The organism is Cryobacterium sp. TMT4-10, assembly GCF_004403275.1.
Lineage (GTDB): Bacteria > Actinomycetota > Actinomycetes > Actinomycetales > Microbacteriaceae > Cryobacterium > Cryobacterium shii.
Genome location: NZ_SOGU01000012.1, coordinates 36,629 through 49,603, shown reverse-complemented (window position 1 = coordinate 49,603; position 12,975 = coordinate 36,629). Strand labels below are relative to the sequence as shown.

Here is a 12,975-nt window from a genome sequence, read left to right as displayed (position 1 = left end):
ACGGGGCGTCCCGGCGGGCGCTTGTACGCCCGGATCGCAGTCACGAGTACTCCCCTGTGTCCCTTGGGGAGGAGATTTCAGGGCCGCAAGGAGTTCCGAGTGGACTCGCTAGTCTTGACTTGAAGTCTTGGGTATTCAGCTCTGAATGCCGAAGGGCGGCGCGGACTGGGGGCTCCTTTGTCGAACGAACCGATTCTGCTGTTCTTACATGGGTTGGGGACGGCGATCAAGACGACAATTGGAAGATCGCTGTGGCAGAGGCACTGACCCGTCTGGGATACCCCGATCTGAACACAGTGCGAGTGATCGCGCCCAAGTACGCGCACGCACTCAAGGGCTGGGACGACAAAGTCCCGCTGCCGGGTGTGACGATCAAGCAGCCTCCCCGCGATGCGGCCAGGCAGAACCGCCGGGACTTCGAGCGCCGTATGGGCGCCGTCGAGTTCAGACTCGGACGTCATGATCGCGGCGATGGCCAGCTAGGTAGAGACACTATTATCGGTGTCGCCGTCGGACTGCCTTTCTTCAAGCAGGCGCACAACTACCTCCACAACCCTGAGATTCGCGCGCAAGTCCTGCACCGTATCCTCACGAAGCTGCCCGAGTCAGGGCGGCTTGTGATCGTGGGCCATAGCCTCGGCTCCGTGATCGCCGCCGACCTCGTGCGTCGCTTGCCGGTTGGGCTCACGGTTGCCGGCATGGTGACCATTGGGAGCCCGTTGGCGAACGGAAGCTTCGATGTGGACAAGCTGCGGGAGACGCTCAAAGAACCGCCGACGAACCTGGCATGGTGGGTGAACTTCTGGAACGCTCCTGATCTCGTGGCCGCCCACCGTGGTGCGTCATCCGTCTTCCCGTGGATGGTCGATTTTCGGATTGACACGAAGAAGGTGGGAATTCAGGCCCACGCCGCGGTGGAGTACCTCTCCGACGAGGCGGTGGCGACGGCCATTGGCTTCGCGCTGTTCGGGTCCAGGTCAAAGGAGCTTGCGGGCATCGACAAGGGTCTCGACATCCCCGTGGACGCCATAGAACGTATGGCTCTGGTCGCGCTGCGGTACGCCCACCTCCTGAAGATGAGATTGGAGGGTGACCAACAGGATCGTTTCGCCGGTGCGCTGCGACACGTACAAGCAGCCGTCGTCGACGACATCCGACGACGGAACGACAGCGAGGACAGGCATCGCCGAGGAATGCCGTCGGCGATTGCACGCCTCGCCTTCGACCTGTCCGATCCGCACGCGACTGTGCCCGAACCACTCCCGTGCAGCCATATCCCCAAGGACGAGGCCGTCGTCCTGTTGACGATCCTCGCAGCAGAGAACGTCATCCGACCGTTTGAGATCTCCATCTCGAAAGACAAGTGGCAGGATGCCATGAAGGATCTTACCGCCGAAATGGGATTGGGAAGCCAGTACGGCGCCGATGTCTTCGCGGCCGCCAAACGCGCTCAAGAGGCACTGAGCGGCGGAGTCAACTGGATGAAGTGGGGTGCACTGGGTGCCAGCGCGGCGCTGATTGTCCTGGCGACCGGCGGCCTGGCCCTCGCGGCTGGCGCCGGTCTGGCCGGAGCCGCAGCGATCACCAGCGCGCTGGCGGCCTTCGGGCCGGGCGGGATGATGGGAGGCCTCCTGACGGCTGGCACCCTCCTCACTGCGGGTGGCAGCGGCCTCGCATTCGGTCTGGCGAGCGCCGGAACCACCGCGGCAACCCTCGAAGCGGTTGTCGAACGCCAGCTGGCGGCGGCAATTCTGCGGAAACTTCATGACCTCGAGCAGGATCCGGCTGCCTGGAGAATTCTGGCCGAAACCGAGATTGAGGTCAGGCGTGAATATGAGCGGCTCGACGAGTTCTCGGACGAATCGTCACCGGGACTCAAAGAGCTGAAGCGGAAGATCGAAACCATCGAGCGCGCGCTGAAGCATCTGAAAGACAACGGCCTCGAGCCAGACACCACCCCCAGCGTTCCCGACCAGACGGAATGAAGCGGCGAGCAGGCTCAGTACGGCGAAGCCAGGCCCGGCCGAGACGACCCGCTACCCCGCAGTGCACCGGCGAGCCCGCTCGAACGCTCTCCCGGTGAGTATGGGTGGGATTCTGCACGTCCGATAATGCCCGGTTATGTCAGCAGGTCCGAAACCCGCCAGTCCCCCGGTCCGGCCGGGGTTGAAGGTCTGCGGGCGAGGTCGGCTGGCGATCGCGGACAACCGGTCAGACCGACAGCGCGGACGGCGGCGGACGGCGGCGGCCGACCGGTCACGCGGCCGGGAACGACGACGCGAGGGTGCGATGAATCTCCCCGGCCCGCTGGTCGTTCAGGGGCCCAGGTTTCTCGACGAGCTCGAGTGCTTTCCTGGGCCAGAGGACGTGGACGCCGCCGGTCGTGAAGGCGCCGCCGATCAGGGGCCAGTCGGCGTCCACGAAGCAGAGCACCCCGTGCACCGGGATCTCCACCAGGCCGGGGTCGTCGAGGGCAGCTCTGACCAGGGCGACCTGCTTGCGCGCGCCGGCGATCAGCGTGGTGCGGTCGCGCGATCCCACCATCAGGGTCTCGGTCCGCGGCCGAAACAAACCTCCGTCGACGCGCAGACTGGGGCGGCCTGTGTACTTCTTGGCGTCGATGACGAAAACCCCAGTGGGGCAGACGACGATGTGATCGATGTTGGCTCGGGTCCCGGGGATGCGCCGGTCGTGCAGAACGTGAACGCCAGGCCCGGCGATCCGGTCGAGACGCTGACCCAGGACTTCCTCCCCGCGCGCTCCGATCGCCCACGCCCGCGTGCTGTGCGGCTCATCACTCACGGCCAGGATGAGAGCACCCAAATACGGGTGGGCTTCCCGGATCCGAGTCTCCCGTTTGTCCTTACGTCGCTCATATTCCCGTTTGGCCGACGCGCCGGCCTTTCCCGCGAAGATCTCGACGGGCTCTGGCGAGGGTGCCACGGCGCCGAGCCTCGAGGCGTCACCGGGCTCAGCATCGGTCGGGGCAGCGGACTCAGACACGGCCGCTGGTAAATCCGGCTGGCACTGCGCGCAGGTCACGGTCTTGGTTTCTCGCTCGTACACCGCCATCGTGCCCGCGGCGATCTCAACGGCGCAGAGTCGGCACTGCCCGGGATACCGAAGTCTCATTCTCTTCGGCGTCAACGCCGCGTCCCCGGTCACGATAGACACACTACGGCAGGCGCTACGGCGACTGCGTCGCAGTCTTGATGGAGAGCTGCGCCGGGGTAGGACGATTCCCCTGGCGACCCAGGTTGCCTGGGGGCACGTTCGCAAGTCACCACAACCTCAATGGCGGTTACGATCTCCACGGCCACACACCGGCAAAACCCTCAGCGGCAGAAGAGCCCTGACGGCTGGACTCGGTCAACTAGAGTTTCGAGCATGAATGAGGCACCAGTGATCGACACGGCTTTTGACGTCCGGTCGGATGCTAGCGGACGAGACCCCGACCAGTACAGTCCGACATTGCGGCGTTATCACCAGTTCCTCTGGAGCAAACCGCTGCCCGGTGGTGCACCCTTCACCTTGGACGCGTCCACCCCGGGGGCCTACCTTCATCATCGCTCCGATCTCGGGGAGTTCTCCCTGGCGAGCGACACGATCATCCATACGTTCTCGTCATGGATTCGAATGGCGGACATCATCGCTCAAGTGGACGTTGAGGACCGAGCGGCCTTCCATCGCATCGGTCGCACGATCGGCGGGACGATTCTTTTCCCCGGTAATCGGGTCGAGGGCAAGCCAACGATCAACGGCGCGCGCGGCATGCATCCACGGATCCGCGATCGATTCGACCTCACGCTCGAATGCATCCGCCGCCACTACCAAAGTGCACCCAGCCCGCTCGAAGACACGCTCCTCCGCTACGCCGACTTCTTCGGGCTGTTCGAGGATTTCCGGGGTTACGTGGACTTCTTCCTCCTTCAAGACCTGGTCCGCCCTGACTATTCGGCTGTCGAATTCTTCACCCCGTTCGAGAACTTCACCACTTCTGCGCTGCCGAGGAGTCTCACGGGCTACGAGCAATATCGCACGGAGACCGTCGGATTCGTCCAGGCGAGAAACGGGCGGATCGCGGGCATCGAAGTGCTGGAAGGCACGTGAGGCTTGACCGAAGGGGTTTCATTCAGGATTCCACTCGTAGCGGTCCTAGATCTAAACGGAGACTCCTCGGCCCATAGCAAACCCGCCGATGGTGCTCTCATACAGCAGATCCTGCAACTTGAACAGGTTGCGGATCGGTCCGGGACTCACCCTCCTCGATCGTCGCTGACGACTTCGTTCGAACGCTAGGGTCAGAATCGTGAGCATGGCCTTGAACATCGACGTCACATTCGACTTCCGCTTCGACGCAGGTGGACGAGATCCTGATAGGTGCAGTCCGACCCTGAGGCAGTACCACCAGCTCCTCTGGAGCAAGCCGTTGCCTAACGGTGCACTCTTCGATCTGAGGGCCGCGACGCCAGGTAGCTATTTGCATCACAAGTCGGAGGTCGGAGAGTTCTCTCTGTCGAGTGATTCAGTAATACCGACATACGAGTACTGGAAGACTCCCCCGACGTATTTTGCGCAGGTTCCGGTGGCCGAGCAAGAGGAGTTCGTCCGAATCAGCTACACGATCGGCGGCATGATGGTCTTTCCAAGCAATCCGATCGATGGAAAATGGACGATCAACCAAGCGCGTGGCACGAACAGGACCACGATCGGAGACAGGTTTGATCTCACGCTTGAGTGCATCCGTCGGCACTACCAGGTCACGTCCCGCTGAGTGGTGGAGTTTCTCGACACCGTGCGGGTCAGTTGATTTGATTATGCAGCAATGAGCTCGGGAATGGGAATCACCCCCGTCAGCGTGCCGGCGTCGGGGGTGGTGAGGGCGGTGTTGAAGGCTTCCAGCTGCCGCATGGAGTCTTCGGAGAGGTAGCGGCGGGCGCCGGCTTCCCATTCGTCGTGTTGCTCGACGAGGACGGCTCCTGCGAGGCGGAGGAGGGCCGCGGGGTTGGGGAACACGCCCACGACATCGGTGCGGCGTTTGATCTCTTTGTTGAGACGTTCGATCGGGTTCGTCGACCAGATCTGCCGCCAGTGTTTGGGCGGGAATCCGCAGAACGCGAGGATGTCGGCGCGCGCGTCGTGGAGCATCTTGGCAACCTTGGGGTGGGTGCGCTCGAGCATCCGGGCGACCTCGTCGAACTGGGCCTGGACGTGCTTCGCGTCGGGTTGGGCGAAGATGGTGCGGATGACGGCGGCGACCATGTCCTGGCTGGCCCGCGGGACGATCGAAAGCACATTTCTCATGAAATGCACCCGGCAGCGTTGCCAGGCCGCGCCCTGGAAGACGGTGCTGATGGCTTTCTTCAGGCCGGTGTGGGCGTCGGAGATGACGAGCTTGACACCGTCCAGGCCGCGGGCTTTCAACGAGCGCAGGAACTCGGTCCAGAAGACCTCGTTTTCGCTGTCGCCGACATCGAAGCCGAGGACCTCGCGGCGACCGTCGGCGGCAACACCGATAGCCACGACCATGGCTTGGGAGATGACGCGGTGGTTGACGCGGGCCTTGCAATACGTCGCGTCGAGGAACACGTAGGGGTAGCCGGTCTCGCCGAGGTCACGGTCGCGGAAGGTGGCGACTTCCCCGTCCAGATCCGCGCAAATCCGGGACACTTCCGACTTGGAGATGCCGGTATCCGCGCCGAGGGCCTTGACCAGGTCATCGACCTTCCGGGTTGACACGCCGTGGAGGTAAGCCTCCATAACGATGGCAAACAGGGCCTGATCCACCCGACGGCGCCGCTCGAGGAGGGCGGGGAAGAACGACCCCTGGCGCAGCTTGGGGATCTTCAGGTTAAGGTCCCCGGCTGTCGTCGTGAGGACGCGGGGGCGGGTCCCGTTGCGCTGGGTGGTGCGCTCATCGGAGCGTTCGAACCGGTCGGCGCCAATGTGGGCGGTGGCCTCGGCGTTGATGAGTTCTTGGTAGAGCGTTTCGGTCACCATTCGGATTCGATCGGTGACGCTGGTGAGCTTGAGTTCCGAGAGGAGCGCGAGCAGGGCAGACTGGTCTAGAGCCATCGTGTGATGTGTCTTTCTGTGAGGAACTTTGAACGGTTCTCACTGACCATCGCACGGTGGTTTCCTACGTTGTTAATCCAACGATCGAAACCCGGGAACTACACCACTCGAGGGGACGCAACCTGGGCGCTTTCGTCCGTCATGAGAGACCTTCGCCGGCACCCCACGAACCCGATCCTTGAGCACGCATGGAACCAATACGGCTACATCGACGCGCGTGGCCCTGAGGTCGCTCCGGCACCGGTCGAGCAGCGCTGATACTAGATGTTCACTGGCTGGCTTTGGACGCCAGAGCAATCCCTTGTGCTCGAAGCCCTGAACGTCTGCGGCGATGACATTCGTGGCCATACCCCTACCCTCGACCCGCGGTCTGCCGAAGCCCCCCAGTCCCCCAGTCCCCCAGTCCCCCAGTCCCCCAGCTATTAGGCCATCATGCCGGAAGTCGCTTCAGTTCCTGCCATCGCATCGACGCTGATTCAACTAACCATGACGGGAGACGGGGTCTACCCGGTCCGCGTCCGACATCGCCGCGAAAGAGGATGGCGGCGGCGTTCTCCCTCGACTAGCTCCGGAAAAACAATACGATCGGGACGGCCACGATCAAGACCTAGCTCCGGCCATGCTCCAGACTCAGAAGTCCACGTCTGAGACTCACAAATGCGCAGACAAGTGGCGACAGAGCCCCTCAATATCAGGATAGATCGAGGAGTCCGCGTAGCCGAAGAGGTTGTGAAGACGGTCTCGAATATCAAGCTTGCCCTTGCTCGTAATCGTGATGGTGAATGTCGAGGCCATGTTCCGGGTAGTGCTGGCATTTTCTTCGTCGGGCTTAACTAGCTTCATGTAGATGGATCCGGCTGCAAGGAGATCAGCCATCCGCCAATTGTCGTTCTTCCTGCCCGTGTTCTTTTTCCTGAAACTTGATTGGATTGTCATACCGCTAATGGGAACGCCATCGATGACGAACACGGCATTCTGAGCGAGCATTCGGCTGTCATAGGCCGGGGGACCCAAAACCGCCGAAGCGACCCATTGCCCCAATTATTTACATTTCGAAGTTCCTTTGAATTCCAGGCGTGCCAAGGGAGATTGTTCCCACCCCACACTTCGTCAAGTAGTATCTGAGGTTCTGCGGCAGCTCGGTTCGGCCCATGCGTCGCAAGGGCGAAAAGCCGCCCCTCCACGCCGTCATTTGCAACCTCTGCCGTTGCAAACCAGGCCGCGATATATGGGTTGAAACTGAAATCGATCAATCGGGTCGGACCGCCATGGTGGTGTATTCGCGCCAGAATCTCGAGCGACCTTTGCGAATCGAAGCGCCACTCCCTGCGGGCGATGTCCAACGTCCTGGCCTCCGCTTGAACCATCGCGTCCTCATCTGGAAATCTCTGCAGGTCTGTGTACATGGACTCCGTTGGAGTTTCGCGAATGAGATTCGTCCCCTGGCGCTCGGCCAGGGTCCTGAATAGGGAACTATGGAGCCCCCAAGCAGAGTTCTCTTGACCACGCCACAGAAGCTTGCCCCGGTGATTAGCCTGAATTCGATCCACGGTCCGAGTTAGTTCGTCAAAAGAGCCGACGGAAACGTCCGACTCAGAAAAATAGGAACTCGGAGATTCAAATTCTCTGGAATGTCGCCACGAAGCGGGCTGGTTACTTTTCCCCATGCTTTGCACCTTCCCCACGAAGCTGACTCGATAAGGCCAATTCGGCCTTGTCCGGCCGAATGCAATCTCCACCCTACTGGCCCGTTGCTGAAACATGCCGCTGAACAGGGATAAAGAGTGGGCTGCTGTTAAGCTGCGTTGCCGGTGCGTGCAGGAGTTGAAGGAAACGAGCACTCATGACGGGGGGCAACTGGCGTCAGACCCTTGGGGCGCTTCCAGGTCGTCATCCAGCTGTCCGTTGCCCAAGATATTCGCGCTGCTGACTCTGCGCGCCCGTCCGGCGCGTGGGCCACGCCGCCGCCGTACAGCCGGATCCCCTCACGGCCCGACCAAATCCGAATGCCAACGACCTATCGGCCCATTTCGGTCACTCGGTCACTCGGTCACTCGGTTGCAGCGGCCGTGGCAAGGTACGTATCATCGTTGCCACCCTCGGCCTTGACCGCGCCGTAGGCATACACCTGCTTCGGCCTCAGAGCACCGTATTTCCAGCCGTCGGCATCCAGATGCGCGATGTGGTCGAACTGCTTCCACACCTTGTTTGCCGGGGCTAAAACCCGGCGTTCTCCGAGCATTCCTGTAACAAGCACCCATCCTTCGTCGGCGAGCCTGGACACGAGCCAAACCTCGTCGACGACGAGCACTGAACCACGCGTCGTGCCCACATCAAACCTGACGTTCGCCGCTATGTGCTGCCGGCCGTCGTACCAGTCTGCGGTGTCGGGGTGGCGGTGCACGGTCTTTGTGTCGAGCAGTGCCGCCGACGGGATGGTGACGCTGACCGTTTCCTCGATCGAGCAGTCGGCGGTGCTGGCCTCCCAAAGGTATCCGACGGAGGCGGGCAGAACGAGAACGTCGTCGATCCCGGAGTTGTCGTCGGGCGCCCTGTGGCCGATCGGCTCCGCGATCTCCGGCCCGAATCGCGCGGCGGGCTCTCCTGTGTCTTCGGCGTCGACGTTGCGCCACGACGGCGACCATCCGTGTTCCCCGAGGTAGCTGGAAGTGCGGTCCCCTCCTTCCGGCATCCACCGGCCCATCAGCGTCTGGGCTTCCAGTGCCTTCACCAACGTCGCGGTGTTTCCTGCTTTGACCAGCCAACCGTAGATGTGCGTCCATTCCTCTGCCCGGCCGTCATCCCAGGAGTTCGTGGTCGACGGACCCGAGTGGGTCACCTGTTCGGACAGCACGACCCATCTACGGCCGTCCGGGGACTGGCGAATGAGCCGTTCATCCAGGGACGGCAAGTCGATGTCGGACAGAACCCACGCGTCGGCACCCGCGAGTTCAGGGAGCGAGCGGGGTTTGATATCCCACACGGTCGCTGGAGCATCAGTGAACGTCGAGCCGTTGGCCCGGGCCGGCAGTCCCAAGGTCGCCCATTCACCGTCATCCGATTCGTAGTAACTCGGCGGCTCAAAGTAAGCAGGGGGAAGGCTCGGATCGATGTCTCGCATGCCGAGTTGCCAGGCGCCAGCGTAGTCGTCGGAGGTCGCGCCGTTGCCCTCGCTGTACCTGTGGTTATCGAGTAGTTTCGCGACTAGGCGGAACAACGCCATCCACTGGTACTTCTTGCCGATGCGCTCAGCCTTGTGTCCTTGCCTGCCGTCCCACTCGCGGATGAGACGCGATTCGAGCTCCACGAACCGCTCCGGGGTCCAGCCGAGCCTGACCACTTCCTGGAAGACCCAGCGCCGCGCCCACTCACCGGAGACCGTCTGCGGTGCGGGTTCGAGGGGGGACGAGCCCCCGAGCTGCAGCCCAGCCGACCCCCCGTAGAGGGCTGCAATAATTTCCTGGTACTGCAGCCTTTCGGCATTCCGTAAGGCGTCGGCACCCGTGCCGTCGGAGGCCGCCGGGCTCTCGATTCCCTCGCGAACGTGGTCGACCTGATTATCCACGACCGGCACTGTAGAGGCACGGCTTGAGCGTCTAATGTGGCGGACGGCCGACTCGATCTCATAGATTCCGAAGTCCCCGTGGGAGAAGATCGAGTAGAAGATGCTGGCCCATGATCGTGACCGTTCCTTGCTATCTCGATCGAAGCGTTGCTCCAGAGCCTCCTTAGTCGGCGGGTTCTGCGGACGCGTCGCCGAGTACGGCGGCTGAATACTGGACTCGAAGTCCGGAAGCAAATCAGAAGCGAGATCGACGATCCCTTGTGCCGCGTCGCGGGCAAGTACGTCCGGGTACTGGCGGTTCACTGTGGAGCCGCTGCCGAGAACGTGGTCCCGCATGAAGTCGGCCACCGTCCGCATCGTGACCAGGTCGGCTCTCCCCACGCGCATCGCCCATCCGTAGGCGACCGTGATGAGCCGTTGCGTTACGTATGCGTCGTCGATTTTCCGCACGTCGTCGAGGACGAATCGCTGCAGCAACCCCACGAGCACCGAACCGTGTCCCAAAAGCAGCTGGACGAGGGCCTTCGTGGTCCGATCGCGGACGAAACGATTGCTCGAGGTGAGCAGCCAAACGAGGGTCGTCGCTGCGAGTCGGACCACCTCCGTGTCTGCACCGCCGTTCCGTGTGGTCCCCGACCAACCGGGCTTCAGCCACGGCGGCGTTTCCGTCTGTTCCGCCCACCTGATGAGGCGGAGCAGCGGGGAGGTGTCGTCGGCGAGGACGTGCCAAGTGCATGCGATCCAAAATTCGTCCCGCTGCACCCTGCCGAGATTGAGGAGTTTGGTGTGCAGGCGGTCGGCGTTGAGGAGGTGCCCGGGTTCGGCCGTGACGGCGACGGCGCTGTCCCAGAGGTTCGGTTGCGATTGGCGACTTTGGCCGAGGTTGGCGAGATCCGCGGTTCGGGCGGTCACGCTCGAGGGGCGTCGATGTGGGATCGTTTCGACCGTCATAGCCAGCAGATCCCGGAGATCCTCGTGTCCGGCCCACGATTGGGCAGCGAGGCACTCGTCGTACGTCGCGGAAGCATCCACGAAAAGACCGTCGAGGAGCTCATGGCCGGTGGCCTCCGGGTAGAGGACGACGAGCGCCAGTCGGAGGTTCTGGGCCGCCCCCGCGTACCACGCGCGCAGGCCGCTAGCCACGCCCAGCAGCACCTCGCCGTCGCGGACCGCGTCGATCTCAGCACCATGCAGTGCGAGCGCTGCGGAAGCGATCCGGTAATCGCCGAGCGCCTGGTAGGCGAACTGGACTGCCGACCGCTGTTGGTGGTCGACGAACAGCACCGCTTCGCCGATTACACCTTCAGACATCAATTTCTTGAACAGAGTATCCGGCCATTCCGTCCGCTCAGGCACGAAGGAAGTGAACAGGTCGCTTGCCTCGACATAGCCGAGTTTGGAGTTCCCGGTGCCGGATAGACGGGCTTCGAAAGCTCGCAGGGCTTCTTCGACACGGTGCTGACCCGGGTCCAGTCGGAGGGCCTTGTTGATCCGCTCCACACGCGACTCCACGAACCGGTCGAAAACCGCCGACCGATGCTTGTCGTACGCCGCAGGCTGCTGACCCACCTCGGCGAAACCGCCGGCATACAGCTTCACGAACAACGGGTTGCTGAAGTCCGGCTGCAAGAGCGGCGCCTTCGGCCAAGCGTTCGGCACCGACTTGAAGTATGCCTCCAGAGCTTCCAGTTCGCGCCCGAGGAAACCCGGGTGCCTCCGCTCCACGACGCCCAACGCCTGGCGTTTCGGCGGAGGCGGAAGAACGAGCGTTGTGAAATCCGTTCGGCAGGAGACGACGAGCGCGAGGTCCGGGTATTCGGCAAGGGCGGACACGAGACCCACGAACTCGGAGGGCCACCGGTCGAACGATGCAGACTCGTTCAACGCGTCAATCGAAATCAGGAGGCGGCTCGACGTGGTCTGCGCAGCGGCGGAAAGCGCTTCGAGGAACGTGTGGTGCGCCATCGAACCCAGGCCCAGACGCTCGGCGATCTGGGTGAGGATGTCGCGGCTCGCGTCAAGGACTTCGCCGAGGATGCAGATCGCGAGGCCGCCGTCCGCCATGGCCCGCCGGCTGGAGTCCACGAGCAAATGTGTCTTGCCCTGACCGGCCTCTCCGGTAATCAGGAGGCTGCCGCTGTGGGCGGCGGCCGCAGCCGTGGAGCGATTGAGTCGGAGCAGGAGCGAGACTGCCTTCTCGGCGTTGCGGACACTATCCAGGAGAAGGTTCGACCGGTTTGACACCGTCGCTCCCCCGTGCTCGCGCTCGCGCGGTTCCGAGTGCTCGGTGATACGTGGGATCGCATCGCCGAGCACCTGGCTGACGCGGGCAAGCCGTTCGATGTCTGTGATGTCCGACGGGGCGAAGGGTGCCAACAGCCTCGCCCGCACCGTGCCGTCGGACCGGAGCGTGTCGAGCGCGTCGAGGACATCGGCGATCCCGGGCCCGTATGCCGCTCGGGTCCTGCCATCGTTGACCAACGCCAACATCTTTGTCACAGCCTCGTGGGCTGCGACTTTCGTCGCAGTCATGGTCTGGGCGAAGCGCGGGGCGAAGCGCAGGGCTTCGATGTCACGGCCAATGACGAGGTTCACGTTCGAGGCCGGCGTATAGCGCTCGTCAGCGAGTTCCACAGTGTGGGTGAGCTTCGTCTCGAACCACTCGCGCCCCAAATGTTCCCGGTCAAAGAAGTACTTCAGGCGGCCTTCGTTGCCGGGTTCCAGGATTCTGTCGAGGATCCAGCCTGCAGTTTCAAGCCGCACCTCTATGCGGGCACCGTCGGGCAGTCCCTTGCGCCATTTGTTCACGGCGTCGTTCCATTTCGCCCGTGCGCTTTTCACCAACTTGCCGCTGGCGTTCCTATCCGCTGCATCCGGCAGGTCGAATGGCGCGTAGAACGTGAGCGTGCTGACGTTGCGCGCAGCAAGGTTGCCGGCCACGGTGTCGAAGCTGGACTTCGCCGCGGCGATTAGGTCGGCGATATCCCAGACGAACTTGCATTGGAAGCCAAGGACGTCGCCGCCGGGCGACGTGTGGTACCACTCGACGCCACCGTCGGGGTCGCCGGTTTTTGTCGTCTGCCAGCCCCCGGGCGCCCGATCGGCAAGTTGAAAGCAGAGGTTCTCGAACCCGCGGGCCTGGGTTCCGCCCACAGTACGGATGTTGCGCAGTTCAAACGAGCTCGGCACTTTCGGTCCCCGTCAACGTCAGACCGGAATCGTCCGTCCGGCACTGGTACAGGCCGCCGAGCGGAGACGGAGTCGTCAATCTCGTTCACGTAGTCCCTGTAGTCCGAACCTAGCTCACTCAGGCAGGGGTCGACATCATCTTCGAT

General features: G+C 62.8%; 8 protein-coding genes. 3 read left to right on the top strand and 5 right to left on the bottom strand.

All coding sequences use genetic code 11. The features are described from left to right. Positions 1 to 251 precede the first annotated feature (251 nt). Complete coding sequence (locus E3T42_RS00875; protein WP_241975742.1) at positions 252 to 1,985, top strand: alpha/beta hydrolase; 1,734 nt, start codon at positions 252 to 254, stop codon at positions 1,983 to 1,985. 271 nt (positions 1,986 to 2,256) lie between these two features. Here the strand turns inward: E3T42_RS00875 and E3T42_RS00870 are convergent, their stop codons facing one another. Continuing rightward, complete coding sequence (locus E3T42_RS00870; RefSeq protein WP_241975741.1) at positions 2,257 to 2,943, bottom strand: nuclease-related domain-containing protein; 687 nt, start codon at positions 2,941 to 2,943, stop codon at positions 2,257 to 2,259. 444 nt (positions 2,944 to 3,387) lie between these two features. Between E3T42_RS00870 and E3T42_RS00865 the strand changes: the two genes are divergently transcribed. Next, positions 3,388 to 4,110, top strand: a complete 723-nt coding sequence (locus E3T42_RS00865) for a hypothetical protein (RefSeq protein WP_134366612.1) — start codon at positions 3,388 to 3,390, stop codon at positions 4,108 to 4,110. 205 nt (positions 4,111 to 4,315) lie between these two features. Further along, complete coding sequence (locus E3T42_RS00860; RefSeq protein ID WP_134402298.1) at positions 4,316 to 4,774, top strand: hypothetical protein; 459 nt, start codon at positions 4,316 to 4,318, stop codon at positions 4,772 to 4,774. A 41-nt stretch (positions 4,775 to 4,815) separates the two neighbouring features. Here E3T42_RS00860 and E3T42_RS00855 read toward each other — a convergent pair whose 3' ends face one another. From E3T42_RS00855 to E3T42_RS00840, 4 genes are all read right to left on the bottom strand, one after another. Beyond that, complete coding sequence (locus E3T42_RS00855; protein WP_134366610.1) at positions 4,816 to 6,075, bottom strand: IS256 family transposase; 1,260 nt, start codon at positions 6,073 to 6,075, stop codon at positions 4,816 to 4,818. Positions 6,076 to 6,726: 651 nt separating this feature from the next. Then, positions 6,727 to 7,062, bottom strand: a complete 336-nt coding sequence (locus tag E3T42_RS00850) for a hypothetical protein (protein WP_166805284.1) — start codon at positions 7,060 to 7,062, stop codon at positions 6,727 to 6,729. After that, positions 7,008 to 7,742, bottom strand: a complete 735-nt coding sequence (locus E3T42_RS17525; RefSeq protein WP_166805288.1) for an FRG domain-containing protein — start codon at positions 7,740 to 7,742, stop codon at positions 7,008 to 7,010. Before E3T42_RS17525 ends, E3T42_RS00850 begins: the two co-directional genes overlap by 55 nt. A 383-nt stretch (positions 7,743 to 8,125) precedes the next feature. After that, entirely contained in the window at positions 8,126 to 12,793 is a 4,668-nt protein-coding gene (locus E3T42_RS00840) for an ATP-binding protein (RefSeq protein ID WP_134402295.1), read from the bottom strand. Positions 12,794 to 12,975: the final 182 nt, after the last annotated feature.

Coding starts and splice junctions, on each gene's coding strand:
- E3T42_RS00855 (WP_134366610.1), bottom strand. CDS start 6,075: ATGGCTCTAGACCAGTCTGCCCTGCTCGCGCTCCTCTCGGAACTCAAG.
- E3T42_RS17525 (WP_166805288.1), bottom strand. CDS start 7,742: ATGGGGAAAAGTAACCAGCCCGCTTCGTGGCGACATTCCAGAGAATTT.
- E3T42_RS00850 (WP_166805284.1), bottom strand. CDS start 7,062: ATGCTCGCTCAGAATGCCGTGTTCGTCATCGATGGCGTTCCCATTAGC.
- E3T42_RS00860 (WP_134402298.1), top strand. CDS start 4,316: ATGGCCTTGAACATCGACGTCACATTCGACTTCCGCTTCGACGCAGGT.
- E3T42_RS00865 (WP_134366612.1), top strand. CDS start 3,388: ATGAATGAGGCACCAGTGATCGACACGGCTTTTGACGTCCGGTCGGAT.